This is a genomic window from Paenibacillus baekrokdamisoli, assembly GCF_003945345.1.
In the GTDB taxonomy this organism is placed as follows: Bacteria; Bacillota; Bacilli; order Paenibacillales; family Paenibacillaceae; genus Paenibacillus_Z; species Paenibacillus_Z baekrokdamisoli.
The window spans coordinates 4320365-4338155 of record NZ_AP019308.1; the positions used below are offsets into that span (position 1 = coordinate 4320365).

9 protein-coding genes are annotated in these 17791 nt (G+C 47.6%); all 9 read right to left on the minus strand.

Going from position 1 to position 17791, the window contains the following annotated elements:
- Nucleotides 1-5: 5 nt before the first annotated feature.
- Nucleotides 6-350: a hypothetical protein gene (locus EKN16_RS19055; protein WP_125660721.1), complete on the minus strand. Its 345-nt coding sequence runs from the start codon at nucleotides 348-350 to the stop codon at nucleotides 6-8.
- 211 nt (nucleotides 351-561) lie between these two features.
- Nucleotides 562-1152 carry a hypothetical protein gene (locus EKN16_RS19060; protein WP_125660724.1) on the minus strand — a complete coding sequence of 197 codons (591 nt, stop codon included), beginning with the start codon at nucleotides 1150-1152 and terminating at the stop codon, nucleotides 562-564.
- A gap of 153 nt (nucleotides 1153-1305) precedes the next feature.
- Nucleotides 1306-1875, minus strand: a complete 570-nt coding sequence (locus EKN16_RS19065) for an SF0329 family protein (RefSeq protein ID WP_125660727.1) — start codon at nucleotides 1873-1875, stop codon at nucleotides 1306-1308.
- Nucleotides 1876-2135: 260 nt separating this feature from the next.
- Nucleotides 2136-2573 carry a hypothetical protein gene (locus tag EKN16_RS19070; protein WP_125660731.1) on the minus strand — a complete coding sequence of 146 codons (438 nt, stop codon included), beginning with the start codon at nucleotides 2571-2573 and terminating at the stop codon, nucleotides 2136-2138.
- Nucleotides 2574-2721: 148 nt separating this feature from the next.
- On the minus strand, nucleotides 2722-3165 hold the full coding sequence (locus EKN16_RS19075; protein ID WP_125660734.1) for a threonine/serine exporter family protein: 444 nt from the start codon (nucleotides 3163-3165) through the stop codon (nucleotides 2722-2724).
- Nucleotides 3166-3177: 12 nt separating this feature from the next.
- The gene (locus EKN16_RS19080; RefSeq protein WP_125660738.1) at nucleotides 3178-3915 is read right to left on the minus strand and encodes a threonine/serine exporter family protein; all 738 of its coding nucleotides are present in this window, start codon (nucleotides 3913-3915) and stop codon (nucleotides 3178-3180) included.
- Between the two features lie 444 nt (nucleotides 3916-4359).
- Nucleotides 4360-4800, minus strand: coding sequence for a hypothetical protein (locus EKN16_RS19085; RefSeq protein WP_125660741.1), 441 nt, complete (start codon nucleotides 4798-4800; stop codon nucleotides 4360-4362).
- Between the two features lie 88 nt (nucleotides 4801-4888).
- The gene (locus EKN16_RS19090) at nucleotides 4889-6409 is read right to left on the minus strand and encodes a COG4705 family protein (RefSeq protein ID WP_125660744.1); all 1521 of its coding nucleotides are present in this window, start codon (nucleotides 6407-6409) and stop codon (nucleotides 4889-4891) included.
- 665 nt (nucleotides 6410-7074) lie between these two features.
- Complete coding sequence (locus tag EKN16_RS19095; RefSeq protein WP_164522878.1) at nucleotides 7075-17781, minus strand: InlB B-repeat-containing protein; 10707 nt, start codon at nucleotides 17779-17781, stop codon at nucleotides 7075-7077.
- Nucleotides 17782-17791 lie beyond the last annotated feature (10 nt).

Below are 17791 nucleotides of genomic sequence, written 5' to 3' on the forward strand. Positions count from 1 at the left end.
GCAAATTACAAATTCCCTTCAATCGCAATTTCATCCACATGCTCTAGCGTTGTTATCACCCACCGACTTACATAATCTATAAATTCAGCGCTAGATGGGTTATTGAATGCAAGTTGCGTCCAATGCTTCAGGATCATTTTCCATTCCGGCTTACTAATAAAATTCATGCCAGTGTGATCAAAGCCAATACCCAAATTTTCACGCCAACGTCCCTGCTCATCTTCTGCATAAGGAAATAAATGATAGCCAATTTTTCCATCAGCACGATGATGAAATTGCCGTACATCGATGAATTTTCCTCTTTGATCGATATGAAGAGTTAAGGTGGGATGCCCCATATGTTCTTTCATTTGTAAGACGATTTTCTCGAATTGCTTCCGCCTTCCATCATCTTCCAAATGATTAAAAAAGCTGCATTTCAATAGGAAATGCCCACTCCAAAAAAACTGTTTCCTCTTGTACAGCTGTTATAGAAAAGCCCGTTTCAACTAGAAAGAAGTGAGCTGTGCGTGGTAGAGGGATGACCTTGCATTTATACAGAGGGAACAGGAACAGTGGGACTTAAAATTCATCAAGCATTTTCGTGGTTTCTTCTGGTGACCGAAGTTGGACATAATTTCCTTTTTCATTTATCGTAAAATGTCCTTTGAAAGCATCTGGCATTGCATTGTATTGTTTTTCTTCTTGTGCATATGCCTGAATAAAACAAGCGTATCCAAATCTATTTACTAAATACGGTAACCCAAAAGCAGAACGAATCAACTCATATTCTTGATAGTTATATGGTGTATTTTCAGGACGCTTCATCAGAATTTCTATAAACTTAGACATCAGTTTCTCTACTTCTTTTTCAGTGGCATAATTCGCGTATCCTCGGATTGCAGTCAATCTCATATCTAGATAGCGTTCTTTTTTAAAGGCTTTGAAGAAAAAATCCTTCAAATCAATATCCTCACAAAACACAAGTGACATCATTATTGTGTTACGAATGTACAATTTTTTTGCTAAAGAATATAGTTCTGTTAAAAATTCAACATCTGCACTTGACAACGCTATGGTCTTGCATTTTTCCAGCAGCTGTTGGAAATCATTTTTATTTTCAAATCCCTTTTTTTGAGACATTTTCTTGAGCTCTTCAACTACGTCTGGCATTTGATGTATTCCTCCATAATAAAATTGTTCTACGTAATCATTTTACAGCATTTCCAAAAAACAAGATTTGGAGCGTGGTAAGCAACAATCTGTCAGCAAGCGTTTGTTCGCATAAAAAAACCTCCCGATTGGAGGTGAATGAGTTATTTATTTTCATAACGTACTAATCCGTAGCTCATAAAAATACTGCACAATTGGATGCTTTAACTTCATCTTCTCGGTCATGTTTAAAATTCGCTTTTTCCCAACTCGTCTGTCCACCAAAGCTAAAATATTCAATAAGATATCATTACTCGCTATGCTTTCCTCTATAGAAGTGGATAAAAACTTAGTAGCTTCAACTATAAAATTTGATTTACTTAATGATGACTGTGCTGACAAAAGCTCCTTTGCATATTCTGATTTTTTCCTACTTCTTGCCATTACTTTTAGACGATCCTCAGGAACTATCCCCTTGGTATCTTTTCTAACCGCTTCAATTTCTTCATTGCTGATAGGAATTTGGATATCTGAATCATTCTTAATTTCCAGCTCTGTCTGATACCATCTGATTGAGGTAGTTATATCACTCATATTGAGTACGTTCTTTTTATCTACCGCAATATAACAAAGTCCTGCTTTATCAGGTAAATAACGGTAACTGGTTGCGCGGTATTCGACCCTCCCAAATAACGCAGGACTGAGAAAACTCTCCAGTTGTTGCTTCAATTTGCTCCAGGACATGTAATCCTCCTATGTTCTATATGATAAATACCTATTGAGGCAGCCGTTCTATTATCCATCATACAATAACCAACACATCGATCATACTACTCCGAGTATATGTTCGCATGAAAAAACCTCCACCGCTGTGGGGAGAGGTCAACATAATGCTTGCTATCAATTAGAACGAATTCTAAAGTCATCTCTTCCTTAAATATTATGATTAGGGATACGAACATTTCCATAAATAAACTTGAGGCAAGTACAATACTTCAGAAAAATCAGGGATTATTCACAAGATACTGCTTTAATCTATGAAATTCCCTATAAATCTGCAATAGTTCACTTTCTTTCCATTGAATGAGTTGTTCCAGCTCTTCCATTCTATCTCGAATAGCACTCAAATCCTCACGCTCTGCCTGAATTTCCCTGCATCCAAAATTTTCATAGGCCCAAACTTCCGCAGATGCCCGGCCATCACTTCGATAAATAGCAGAGAATGCCTCAAAAATGGCATTAATGATTTGCCGACGTTCGTAATTCAAAACTCCTAATCCATTCTTAGCGTGAGCAATTGCCTGCATAAGCTGGAACTCATTTAGTTTACCTCGTGTATTCTCTCCTCTTTCAATTTCACTAGATAATTCCGGATAGACCGATTGAAACAGCTCCGTTTCGGTTATCATTTCTTCTATCGTTATTGTGGATATATTATCCATTTCATCACATCCCGAAGTGTAGTTCATTCCTTACAGCTATCTTATAAATTTCGCAGCTATCTTCTTTTTCGGTCCTATATAAAAAAAAAAAGCGGAAATAGCGCAGCTTACGCTCTATTGTTCCGCATTAATTATATTTGACCTTAGACTAGGAACGTTTGTCTCTTCCAGTACCTTTGACAATTTGATTCAGAACTTCCGAAGCCACTAAACCTACAGCGATAGCACCCGAGATAAGAAAGGCTTCAGCAGCAGCTGAAAGAGCGCCTGTGTAGTCTTTCTGAACGAATAATCGCATGGCCTCATAAGCAAGTCCTCCTGGTACAAGCGGAATAATGCCTGATACACTATAAACAATAATTGGCTTCCGGTACGCCTTGGAGAATAGATGACCGATGATCGTAACGGCGAAAGATGCGGCAAGAGTTGCAACAATCGGGTCGACTGTTCTCAGAAACATAAGGTACGTCATCCATCCCACCATACCGATAAAGCCGCAGTGGAGTATGGATTTGCGCGGTGCATAGAACAGGATACCGAATGCTGCAGATGCAAAGAAGCTAGTTAATAAATGTGTCAATATGTATATCATGTCTCTGCTCCCTTATCCCATCCAGTTTAATACAACGACAATCCCAGTCCCGATGGCAAAAGCCGTAAGGAACGCTTCAGAGCCTTTGGATAGACCTGAAACCAAATGTCCAGCCATGAGATCTCGAACAGCATTTGTAATTAAAAGTCCGGGTACAAGAGGCATAACGGAACCAATTACGATTTTATCGAACTGAATGCCAAGATTCACCTCCACTAAGAGGCTTGCCAGCACTCCGATGATTAAAGATGCCGTAAACTCAGAAAAGAATTTAATATGCACATATCTTTGGACTTTAATAAGACAGAAGTACCCGAAACCACCAGCTAATACAGCTGGTATAACGTCTTTCCACAGCCCCCCGAACATGATGAGGAAACAGCCGCTCGCCAATCCAGCAACAGTCATACTGAATCCTATAGGATAGACCTTCTCTGATGCTTCGACCTCTTTCAACAACTGATAGGCCTCTTGAACAGTGAGCTCTCCATTGCTGATCCGCCTAGAAATCCCATTAACTTCAGTTACCTTATCAAGCCGAATGGTACGGTCCGATATTCGCGCTAATCTAGTTATGTCTGCTCCTTCAATGGAAAATAGAATCGCGGTTGGCGTGACATAGCTATGAGATTCAATAATCCCATAGGATTGAGATATCCGTGTCATCGTATCTTCCACCCTGTAGGTTTCGGCACCATTCTGCAGCATCAGCTTTCCTGCTAATAGACATACCTCAACAATTTGCTTCATTTCTTTCACTTCCTTGTTAATTAACTTCCGTTATCTTAAACGACTTTAGTCATAACGTATTCTTCAAGTTCAACCGAATAAAATATAGCACACTACCGCATTTTTATGTATATTTTTGAGTATATACAGTTAAATGTTACAATAGTCATAACTGATCTTGCCGTTTTTTTGACAGTATGAGTCGATTGTTAAAGCAAACGATGATATGATTTTAACTAATCATTCAGGATCAATGTATGTATATACGAGGAAATACAGATGGTGTTTGTTAGTACAAGAGGAAATGTTGGGAAAATAGGGTACGAGATTAGGGGTCATTTTGTGACAAACGGTATGGGAATGACTGCCGATTAGAACCATCAATATTAGACACTCCACATGTGTCGTATGCGGGAACATAGCCTACTTGGTTCCCATCTGCCGCGATGAACTAAATCCTAGCAGTTACACAGGCTTGCCTTCCGCCATATACTTAGCATCGCCATCCCGGGAACGATCGCTTGAATTTTGAGCGGTTTCAGCTGCAAAGCGATGCGATGCTCCTGAAGCCGGGTTATGTCGAGCAGATGAGACATGCACCGACCTTTTACTGTGTACAATTCCTGATTCCCAGATGCTGTGCGACCTCTCTGTAACTTGAAGATCCCCTCTAAGTTCACTCGTTTCTTCATGATCACATGAAGGTTTTTTTGAGTGTCTACTTAAAGGGGATAATACCAGCAGCGAGCTGAAGCTCTTCTTCACCTTATTCATAACTGTACATGAGCAATTCTCGCCCGACTTCTCGGCATCAATGCTATTATCGATAACCCGATCAATCCGTTCATCAACAGCAGGTGGGGCGTAGAGGCAAATCGCTCGGTCTCGGCCAGCTTCAGCTTCCAATAGGAATTCGCTTCTTCCTCGCCAACAGGAATTTCCATCCCGTTATGATACCAATTCGCGAACAAAATACCGAGACCGTTTCTCCTGTTTATTTATTTGCTTCGTTGATAATACTAAGCGAATCATTAAGAGCAGATTTACACTTGCTTGCATCGGGGCTTCCTGAACGAACGGCTGCTAAAACAACGTCAATCGTTCCATCAATTTTGGTCCACGTTTTTCCATCCATCTTCCTAAGCTTAGGTTCCGACACGTCCCATTGATGTTCCAAATTGTCTGCGCCTTTTTTCGCAGCAGCAAAGTCATTCGCGTTTACAGCGTTTAGCATGTCGTTTTCGATTGTGACAAAATCAGTATAGGGTCCAGTTGGTTTATTTGGCGACGAATCGGTTTGCGATGCTGTTTGATTTGCTTCGTTTATGACGCTAAGTGAATCATTAAGTGCAGATTTGCTCTGGCTGGCATCTGGTTTACCCGAACGAACGGCTGCCAGCACAACGTCAATCGTTCCATCGATTTTGGTCCATGTCGTGCCGTCCGTTTTTCTAAGCTTCGGCTCCGATACATCCCATTGATGTTCCAAGTCGTCAGCGCCTTTCTTCGCAGCAGCAAAGTCATCGGCGTTTACGGCTTTTAGCATATCGTTTTCGATTTTATCAAAATCGTTTAATTGTCCAGCTAATGTAGCTGCTTGTGTAGAATCGATTTGCGTGGCTATGTTTTTGCTTAAGCCCACATAGCCGCCGATAACGACGACTAAGAAAACACATAGGACCGCAACGGTTTGCATCAGAACATTTTTCTTGCTTCCTCTTGATTGCTCTGTTTCCGCTGCTTCGCTTTTTCCCGTTGTATCGAATTTAGTAACCGCAAGGAATACGATGATAGCGAGAATCGCGATAAGAAAAATCACGCTTGTAACGGTTGTCCCCAACCCTAACGCGCCATTGAGTTTGGGTTGAGAGAGGTAATCCCCTAAGGAAGCACCGAGCGGACGAGTAAGGATATACGCAATCCAGAATGCCAATATCCCGTTCAGCTTCAAGAATTTCCAGCCCAGGAATGCGCAAGCGATTATAATAATGACGGACAGCCCAGTGTTAAGATAACCAAGACCGAGTTGTTCCGAAAATAAATCGCCGACTGCCGTTCCAAGCGCAAATGTGAAAAGAATAGTTAGCCAATAGAAAACTTCTCTTTTTCTTGTGAAAATCGAGTGAATCGAGAGTGTTTTTTCGCTAAGATACCAAAAAAGAAAAACTAATCCCAGCAGCACGGAGAACACGATGGTACTCGTCTCAAGCGGTATTCCGACATTGTCAGTTAAATTATCCGTGACTAACGTCCCGAATACGCTTATAAGCACAACCGTTAGCCAATAAATGCCCGGAACATATTTAGTTGCTCTGAATTGAAAAAACAAGACAATGAAAAACGCTATGCCCATGGCTACTGTAGTGAGCGTTAAACCAAATCCAAGACTGAAATTCAAGAAATCAGCAAAGGTTTCACCGACCGTTGTGCATAAAATCTTGACGATCCAAAAGAAAATCGTAACTTCCGGTACCTTGTTAAGCAAAATTTTCAACTTATTTGGGTTCGCTTCCATTCATAAGTCCCTCTCTTTGCTGTGGTTGACCACAACTTATTTTTATTACTCCCTCAATCAATCAATGAGATCTGTTTTTAAAACGCGTCATCATAGTGAGTGTAAAATAACATTACTATAGTTTGATTAAAGGCTCATTAGAAAACTATTAATTATTAATATTACTCATTACTAGGGCAGCGACTTGTAACCTCCAACTTCGAATAAAAAAGAGGGACGCGAAATCGCTCGCATCCCTGTATATAACGGCATTGGGCAAGGGGGCCGATGTGGCCAGAAGATCGGTAAATCCGCAGTCGGCCAGCATTCGGCAAGTTTGCGCCCACATCCTGCCATCGATTCGATTTTTCTCTGAAAACATGGTCAGGATTTCGCAAATACGGTTTTTTTCCTGCGGCTGCGGAGAAAAACAGAACCCGAATTTTTCTCCGCCGAATCATGGCTCATTTCGTATTCTCCTCCTCTCTGATGCTGCTTCACAAACTTCCCATGAACGCCCTATCATCCTCCTCGCATATTCGTCAAAATTGGATAAACAACGACAGCGTACCAAACCGTCCTTCCAAAACGCTCCCAAAAAAACAGAGAGCCGCTCTCTCTGTTTGTCCCGCTAAAACAGCCTTGGCTCGATCATCGATCGAATCAAGGCTGCTTCATGATACTGACTATTTTCCGGAAGACGTTCCATTAATTAAGCTGGAAGCACGCAATAGCTTGAGTACGATCGTCGCTACCTCGGCTCGGGTAATCTTTGCCTTGGGCTCAATCTTATCAGCTGTACGGCCACGTACAATGCCCGATTGGATCAACTGGGCGATACTGTTCTGTGCCCATTTCGAGGCTTGGCTGCTGTCCGTGTAAGCGGATAGCGTCGCCTTCATCGTACCGGGCTGAACCTCCTTAGCCAAGCCGACCAGCTTCATCGCATTCGCAATGATGGCCATCGCTTCTTCCCTCGTAATGGCATTCATCGGTTTGAACTCTCCGGTCGTATAGCCGTTGACCAGCTTGAATTCCGCAGCTACAGCCACGTACTCTGCATACCAATCCGTCTGCTTCACGTCGCTGAACCGATGCTCCGCATTCGCTCCTCTCTTCAAGCCGAGCGCTTGAACAAGAATGGCAACGAACTCGGCACGCGTAATGGAACGATTCGGCTCGAATTTGCCAACGGAAGTTCCCTTAATAATCGTCCTTGCTGCCAGATCGTGGACGGTTGCTGCTGCCCAATGTCCTTGCACATCGCCAAACGAAAGCTCTTTGCTGATCAACGCGAAAGGTCCGTTGTACAAGCTGCTAATAATGGCAAACCGCTCTCCATCGCGAATTTCGATGCGAGTCGGCATGTGCAGCAGGGCACCATTGCTTGCCAGTGAGACGCCTGTCGTTATACTCGACATCTGGGCGTCATCCGCAATGCGGATAGCACGCTGAACATAGCTGTTGAATTGATCGACTACTGCTTTCTTACCGTTCAGCTCTGCTGAAATCGAGAACTGGACAGGGCTTACTTTCATGACCGCCTTGTTGGTTCCAGCCAGCGTCTTCATCTTCGTCTCGACTGCTGGATCAGCAAGCGCAATCGTGAATGTAACTTGTACGCTGCTGAGGTCCGTAGGATTGCCCAGCTTAGCGAAGAGCTTCTTGCTGTCGATAGCTGCTGCTGGCACGGTATAGATCGCCAGCTTGCTCTCGATACGGAATACTCCTGCTTGTTGAATCATGGATTTCAACAATTCACCGTTCATCACCACTTGAACATACTTGGAATCCGTCACTTGCGGAACCTTCAGCACGCTGCCTGTTGGCGATACGCTGACTTGCTTCATGATCGCTTCGTTATCTACGGTGATGACCGCTGTCATTGTCCCATTCGCCGAATGCTCTTCCAGCTTCGCGGTATCTTTCTGTACCTGCTCGTTCACGTACAGGTCGATCAAGCGAGCGCTGGAATACATGTCTTCTTCTGTCAGAACCAGCAGCTGGAATCTAACGATACGATTATCGCTGTCGACCTCATACACCGCAATATAACGATTGTTCTTCGGATCGACGCCCCCTATATCGCTGCCAAGCCGGTAAGGATCGATGACTCCTTTGCCAACTGGAGCTGGGTCGCCAATATTCGGAACTGCAACCGGCTTGTCTGAAACTTGAACGACAATCCGGTTCCCCTTGCTTGGAGGCGGTGTAGTGACTTTAGTCGTTCCATTCTTGCTGCCTTGATCAAGCGTGGCTGATGGATTGAAGGCCGGCGCAGGATATTTGCCATTGCTTGAAGATCCACCGCTCAGCTCTTCAGCGACAACCTGAAAACGACTGAAGCGATTAATATCAAACGCGATCCCTGTTGGCAGTCCATTCTCATACTCGATCGTACCTGCCAGCAGCTCCGTCGTTCCGTCCGAATGTTCAACGAACACATGCAACGTCGATACGTCAATCCCTCGAAGCATGGCACTGCTCAGCGGCAGAACGACCTTCGTCGTGCTTCCGGTCAAATTCGTTTCAATCTTTCTTGGAATGTCGAGACGCTTGAATCCCCCGTGCTTTGCTGCCTGGTTCAACAGGGAGCTGGATTTCAGCGCGTCCGCGGCATCGCTCTGCTCTGCTTCATTACGGACAGGAACGATTCGGAAAAACAGATCCGATCCTTGATCCGCCAGCTTTGCCAGCGCAGCCCTATCGAGATAAATGCTGCCTTCATCCGTACGGATTTCGAGCAGTCCGTTCCGATCCGCAATTGCTGTAATGGCACTGCTTGGAATTTCAATAGCGAATTCATCCGCTGGATTTTGCGCTGGCTGGCTCATATTCAGCCTGACTGTACGATTCGCTTCTTTACTATCGCCCGGATTGAAGTTATTCGTTAATTGCTCCATCTTCGCCGGATCGACGATGATGGTATCGATTCTGGTTCCATCGGAAAGCTGTGTTCTCAGGATCGTGAATTGAACCTTGCTTAGCGTACCGTCCGGATTAGCAGTCGCTTCTGCCGTTCTTCCCGTCGGTTGCCTTGTCTGATTCGCATCCTTAGCGACCGTCTTGTTGGTGATGACCATCAAGAATGTCTTCGTAATCGAAGCCGTCCCTCTCGTAATCTTCGCGGTCAGCACGAGATGTTTGTCCTTGCTCTCAGGCCTTGTGACCGTTGCATGGACGCTGCCGTCTTGCGTTGCAATGTCGATCGTGCTCGGATCAGCGGAAGACCATGCGATGGATGTACCGTGCAATCCTTTAGCCAGCATAAGGAATGGCAGCGTGACGGATTCCCAAGTATCCCCTTGCGCGAACGTGAAGGCGTTATCGATGGTCAGATTTTTCGCAGCCTCGCGAACCGCATCTTCATCCGTCAGCTTGACAACCTTCACGACGAACGTCTTGGTCGTTACCGCCCCTGTCTCATTGTCTCGAATGATAGCCGTCAGCGTGACATACACATCCTGAGCGTCTACATCAGGACGAGTGACATGTCCATTAGCGTCGATGTAGGCTTCATTGCTGGATATCCACGTAACGGTGGATTTGCTGGATGGCCCTTTGCCAGGCAAATACAACGTCTTGGATACACGCTCTGCATTATCGCCTTCCTGATATCCAATGGCGAGCTGATCGCTGTCCTGCTGCAGTTGACCTGGAATAGGTGAAATATCTTGCTGATTCAACATAATCAAGCGGAATTTCACGACTTTTCCATTCTCATCCACTTCATACACACCAATATAACGATTGATCCTCGCATCTACACCTGGAATATCGCTGCCTTTCACATACGGGTTGATGACATCACTTCCCGTTGGCGCATCGTCTCCTGCGTTCGGCGTCTCGATGATACGCGAGGACACTTTCACGCGCAGATGATTGTTTGCTCCAGGTGTAAGGTTCACGATATCCGTTGTACATGGTTTCGTGCCTGGAACAGTGACAGGCTTCGGCGTAAAGTCCGGTGCTGGCGTCGGCTTAGGCATAGGGTTCACGTCTTTATCATTCAACACGATCAGACGGAAGCTTACGATTTTGCCTTGTGCATCCACCTCGTACAGTCCGATAAAACGATTCACTTTGGCATCTACGCCCGGAATGTCGCTGCCTGGCGTATACGGATCAATGACGCCTGTCGTTGGCGCACTATCACCGATGCTCGGTGTCGCGATAACACTCGAGGATACTTTGATGATAAAGTGATTATTCTCGCCATTTGGCGCACCAGGAATGCCGGTTGTGCCCGGCTTGGTTCCCGGATGTGGTGCCGGAGAGCCCGGATTCACGTCTTTATCGTTCAACACGATCAGGCGGAATTTCACCACTTTGCCTTGCGAATCAACCTCGTATACACCGACGTAGCGATTTACTTTCGCATCCACGCCCGGAATATCGTCGCCTTGATACGGGTTAATGATTCCAGTGCCTGAAGGCGCATCGTCACCGATGCTCGGCGTCGCAATGATGCTCGAAGACACTTTGATGACCAGATGGTTCCCTTCCCCCGGCGTCACGCCCGGTATACCCGTAGTACCCGGTTCGGATCCCGGCTGCGGCTTAGGCTTCGGCGTAAAGCCTGGTACTGGCTTCGGCGTTGGTGTCACGTCCTTCTCGCTTAGTACGATCAGACGGAACTTAACTACTTTGCCTTGTGCGTTCACTTCGTATAGACCGATGTAGCGGTTTACTCTCGCATCGACGCCCGGAATATCATCGCCTTCTTGGTACGAATTGATCACGCCCGTTGTTGGCGCGTCATCTCCTTCATTTGGCGTATCGATTACAGACTGGGACACTTTAACAACCAGATGGTTCCCTTCTCCCGGCGTTACGCCCGGAATGCCAGTTGTGCCCGGATTCGTTCCCGGCTGTGGCTTAGGCGTCGGTGTAAAGCCCGGTACTGACTTCGGATCGTTCACGTCACCGTCGTTCAATACGATCAGGGAGAACTTCACGACTTTGCCTTGCGCGTTTACTTCATAGAGGCCAATGTAGCGGTTGACCTTCGTATCCGCGCCAGGAATATCGTCTCCTGCTTGGTACGGATTGATCACGCCTGTTGTCGGCGCGTCATCTCCCTCGCTTGGCGTGTCGATAATCACCGATGAAACTTTAACGACCAGGTGATTGTCTCCACCCGGCTGCACGCCCGGTATGACCGTCGTGCCCGGTTTCGTTCCCGGCTTCGGATCCGGTGTCGGTGTAACGCCAGGTACTGGTACCGGATGAGGCGTCGGTGTCACATCATTCTCATTCAATATGATCAAAGTGAACTTCACCACTTTGCCTTGTGCATCCACTTCATATAGGCCGATGTATCGATTGACCTTCGCATCCACGCCTGGAATATCGTCACCTGCTTGGTATGGATTGATCACACCCGTTGTCGGCGCGTTATCTCCCATATTAGGCGTTTCGATAACCTTCTGGGATACTTGGACGACTAGATGGTTGCCTGCTCCAGGCGTCACGCCTGGAATGTCCGTCGTGCCCGGTTTCGTTCCCGGCTTCGGATCAGGCGTCGGCGTAAAGCCCGGTACTGGCGGCGTTGGCGCTGGAGAACCAGGATTCACGTCACCATTGTTCAGTACGATTAGTCGGAACTTCACCACTTTGCCTTGCGCATTGACTTCATAGAGTCCAATGTAGCGGTTGACCTTCGCATCCACGCCCGGAATATCATCGCCTGCTTGGTATGGATCGATCACGCCCGTTGTCGGCGCGACATCTCCCTCATTCGGCGTATCGATAACTACTGGTGACACTTTAACGACCAGATGGTTGCCTTCCCCCGTCGTTACGCCCGGTATGCCGGTTGTATCCGGCCCGGTTCCCGGCTCAGGATCCGGTGTCGGCGTAAAGCCCGGTACTGGCGTCAGCTGCGGCGTCGGTGTCACGTCCTTCTCGCTCAGTACGATCAGAGTGAACTTCACCACTTTGCCTTGCGCAGTCACTTCATAGAGTCCGATGTAGCGGTTGACCTTCGCATCCACACCCGGAATATCATGGCCTGCTTGATAAGGAGCGATCACGCCCTGTGTCGGCGCGTCATCTCCCTCGCTTGGTGTAACGATGACAGTCTGGGACACTTTGACGACCAGATGGTTGCCTACTCCTGGTTGCACGACTGGTATGCCCGTCGTACCCGGATCGGTCCCCGGCTGTGGCTTAGGCGTCGGCGTAAAGCCTGGAACTAGAATCGGATCTATCACGTCCTCATCGTTCAGTACGATCAGAGAAAACTTCACCACTTTGCCTTGCGCGTTTACTTCGTAGATCCCGATGTAGCGGTTGACCTTCGCGTCCGCGCCTGGAATATCGTCGACCGCTTGGTACGGATCGATCACGCCCGTTGTCGGCGCAGCATCACCCACGTTCGGCGTATCAATGATCTTCGAAGACACTTTCACAATCAAATGGTTGCCTTCCTCAGAGGTCGCACCCGGCAGGTCTGTTGTACCCGGTTTCGTTCCCGGCACAGGATCTGGCTTCGGCGTGAAGCTTGGTACCGGATTCGGTTCATTCACATCTTCATCGTTCAATACGATGAGACGGAACTTCACCACTTTCCCTTGCGCATTGACCTCATATAGTCCGATATAACGGTTGATCTTCGGATCCGCGCCTTTAATGTCAGCCCCCGGCGTATACGGATCGATAATCCCCTCGCCTGATGGGGCAGCATCACCGACATTCGGTGTAGCAATGACCTTCGAAGACACTTTGACGAGCAAATGATTGTTCTCTTCTTTTGTCACATTTGGTATGCCTGGTCTGCCCGGCACGGGACCCGGTGCAGGCTCAGGAATCGGATCGAAGCCCGGCGCTGGCACTTCGTCTGACGTTATGTCCTTATCGTTCAATACGATCAGAGTGAACTTCACCACTTTACCTTGCGCAGTCACTTCATAGATTCCGATAAAACGGTTGACCTTCGCATCCACGCCCGGTATATCGGCGTCTGCTTGGTACGGATTAATAATGCCATTGCCTGAAGGGGCAGCATCGCCCACGTTTGGCGTCGCAATAATGCTTGCAGAAACTTTCACACGCAAGTGATTGCCCGCTTCCGGCTTGACGCCCGGAACGCCCGTGGTGTCCGGCTGCTTGCCAGGATGCGGTCTAGGCGTCGGATCAAAGCCTGGCGCTGGCGTCGGCTGCGGAACAGGATTCACGTCTTTATCGTTCAGAATATAGAGACGGAATTTGACCACTTTGCCCTTCGAGTCGATTTCATAAAGACCAATATAGCGGTTGCCTTTGGCGTCAACGCCAGAAATATCGTCCCCGCTATGATAAGGATCCGTAACGCCGAGACCCGTTGGCGCATCATCGCCGACGTTAGGCGTCTCAATGACATGGGCGGATACTTTCGCAAGAAAGTGATTGCCGGCTCCCGGCTTCCCATCCGGAAGACTCGTCGTGCCCGGGTTATGCCCTGGCTCCGGCTCTGGCACTGGATCAAAGCCTGGCGCCGGCTTTGGAGCAGGGTATGGCTTCCAATCGCCATCCTTCAGTACGATGAGACTGAACTTGACCACTTTGCCTGCTGGATTAACTTCATACAATCCAATATAGCGGTTTACCTTTGAATCTACGCCTGGGATGTCATTCCCCTTTGTGTAAGGGTTAATGACGCCGTTCCCAGATGGAGCATCATCGCCGACGCTAGGCGTAGCGATCATCGTCGAAGATACTTTCACACGCAGATGATTCGGCCCTGTCGGCTCCGTGTTCGGGATGCCGGTTGTTCCCGGATCTTTCCCTGGTTCAGGCTTAGGTGCGGGATTGAAGACAGGTGCTGGCGGCTGCTTGTCCCACTTCGCATACAACGTCAGGTTGGAATCCACCTTATCTTGAGCGAAATCCCACCGATTCGCATATGCTTTGTCCTTGAACCACCCGGCAAACGCATAGCCTGCCCGGGTCGGCTCTGCCGGGCCGGAAACCTTCGATCCCGCCGTAATGTTCTTAATCGGGTCGACCGCGCTTCCTTCCATTGCGTCGAAGCTTACCGTGAATCCTTTCGGTTTCATGGACGCCGACTTTGGAGCCAGGAATCTTCCCTGAATAAAATGCATGTTTCCCGATATTCTATCGTTAAGTTTAACCTGAGCAAGCACTGTCTGTTTTTTGACATCGATGACGTACAAGGAATCGTAGGAAAGCGCATAGGCTTGATTATTGTCATCCGAATAATTGACAACGCGCGTCCCGTTCGTACTCACTCGTTTCGTGCCGTAATCGTAATTGACATCTGATTTCTCAAAAAGATAAAGATTGGGGGAACCATTTGCATCCTCATTATAAAGAACATACTTCTCATCGGATGATACATCAATCGATGCGGACATCGTCGTCCAAGGACCGGACGTATTGGTGTTATAGCTTTTTGATTGTTTCGTTGCAAGATCATAAATTTCGAAGCTCTTACTCATATTCGCAAAATAAAGCTTCGTGCCTGACGCATTGACCGCTATGCTCGAAGCGCCGCCATTGCGTAGCTTTCCCTCCAAACGATCACTTACGGTGTCGACCGTATAAACCCCCATCAAAGTGCCGACATATAGGGTGTCGCCTACAGTCAAAAGGCTGGCGGGATTCTCATTATCGATAGGGATGGTTTTCTCTACCGTTAATGTGCTTGTATTAATAACGCGGACTTCCTGCGAAGCGCCCACGTATGCTTTACGGCCATCCGAAGAATAGACGACACTTGTCGCGTTAGACCCGACCGGAACGACTGCCACTACAGCGTTCGTGATGGGATCAATCGCCGTAATAATGCCATAGGCCGAATCCACGACAAGCACTTGCTCGCCCGTCGGGCTTATGGCTACGCCGACGGAGGATTTGCCTACCGGGATCAACTCTTGCTGCATCACGTTCGTATCCATATCGAATACGTCCACGAAACCGGATATTAGAGGAAGATAGATTTTATGCAGAACCGCCCGATAGTCATCCTCCGATGTCGGTTTATTCGGTATCCACTTCGCGTAAAGCGTTATATCGGCGTTCACCGTATCGGCATCGAATTGCCACGGGCCGGCATAAGACAGGTCCTTATACCATCCACCGAACGTAAAGCCCGCCCGGACAGGAGCGCTCGGAGCTTCAATCCTCGATCCAGAACCGATACCGGTTATATAAGGAACTGCGCTTCCGTACTGCGAATCGAAGCTAGCCGTTAATCCCGAAGCGTATGTGACAGTCGCAACCTGAACCATAAAGGATCCGATCGCGGCGGCTCCGCTGCTCAGACCCACCCTGGAAACCTCGCTGCCTGCTTGAAGATCAACGATACTGAAACTGTTGCTGGCATTCAAAATATAGGCAAAGCTGCCATCTGCCAGCAGTCCGATTGCGGAAGGCTGCTTGGCCAGGTCTATCGTTCGGATTAGGTTATACGGTCTTGCGGTGCTGTACACCCCTATCTTGCCATTGTTAATTCCAATTTCCGCTGCATACAATTCCCGACCATCGGCCGAAATTTCAGCCGCAACCGCGGTCGTCGTCGGAATTCGGGCTTCGATCCTTCCCTTGGCAACGTCAAAGACCAGGATGGAGCCGTTGCCGCTCGCGAAATACAGCTTCGTACCTGCTGAGTTCGCGACAATTTGGGATGGTGAGTCGAATAAGCTGCCGCTGTCTCTGAAGCTTCTCCGCCAACTATCTTCTACTGTATCGTAAACATCAATGTAATAGCCTAAATTGTTTTGGACACCGCTGAGGTACACTTTATTGCCAACTACCGCCACATTTCTATAATAACCCGCATAATCACTCTCCTTAATGACTGTCAGAGTAACGGTGTCAATGATTGAAATACCGCGGATAGTGGCAACATAGGCCTTGCTGCCATCAGCCTTGTAAGCTATTCCCGCGGGTGCCCCATTAATCGTAATCGTCTTCTTGACCGTATCATCGTTTGGATCAATGACCGAGACGGAATTATCGCCTTGATTGGCTATCAGCACTTGCGAACCGTTCGGATGGTAACCCACGCTGACGGGTTTCTTTCCGACTTTGATTCTGGCCTTCTGAACGGTGCTCGTATTGAGGTCGAATACGTCCACATAGTAATTCGACCCGGATACTGCCGTACTAGGTATGTAAGCTTTGCGATAAGACAGCGGCTTGCTCTCCGAATTGATGGCCCATTTGGCATACAAGGTCCTATCGGAGGTGACCATATCCGTCGCAAAATGCCATTTATTCTGCAATTGTTGATCCTTGAACCAGCCGGCGAACGTATAGCCTTCACGCGTCGGAGCGGCCGGAAGTTCAATTCTCGAGCCTTGAATGAGATTCACTGGCTCAACCGGACTTCCTGCTTGAGAATCGAAGCTTACCGTGTAGTAGGAAGCATTCGCCAGCATGGCTGAAGTAGCCATGAAGGTGCCTGTTATCTTATGCCCCGTATAGATACCGATATCTTTTCTGCTCTTCGTCTTGAGATCAATGATGCTGACGGAGGAATCATTGACCGAATAAAGACTATTGCCGTCCGCTGACATCCCTATAGCCTGCGGTGAGAATGCAGGGAGGAAATCAATTATATTATTCGTTGCCGCATCGATGACCTGGATCTGACTACTTCCAGAAACCGTTACATACACCCTGTTGCCATCCGGGGAAACCTCGACGTTCCCCGGCTTCTTTGTTTGGTCAGGAAAGGCGCCTACTGCAATGTTCTTTTCTAATTTCTGTGTCGCCACATCAATAACGGAGACAGACCAATCGTCTTGATTGGCAGTATAAACCTTGGTGCCCGCCGGATTGACAGACATCCCGGTAATATTGCTTCCTGCCCGAATCGTTGTCGACAAAGCTTCATCTGTAGTCGTATCAATCATGGAGACGGTTCCACCATATGTGCCTACGTAAATGTAGCTTCCGACCGATACCTGGGATAGTGCATTACTGATGTGGATGGACTTCAACGCTTTAAGCGCTGCCGTGTCAATTACTGTGACGCCGGAGTCCGTTGCCACATATGCTTTGCTACCATCCTTGTTGAAGGCTACGCTTCTAGGGGGCGAGCCTACTCGAATTGTTGCAATGACCTCATCCATTTGCGGATGAACCACAGACACGGTTAAATCTGAGTTATTGGTGACGAATACTTGCGTGCCGTTAGGATTGACGGCCGCACTGGTAGGGCAGTCCCCAACCTTGATTTTTCCGGTCTCCACGGTACCGGTCACCAGATCCATCACATCCAACGTGCCCTTATTATAGTTCGGAATATAAGCTTTCTGATAGACTGAAAGGGCGCCTGTCGGAGCAGCGCCAGCCGATGCCGTTCTGTTTCCGAATGGAATCGTTCCGACAATAATCGCCACGATATTCAATATCAGCAGCAATCGACATGCCATCTTCCTCATTCGTAGTTCC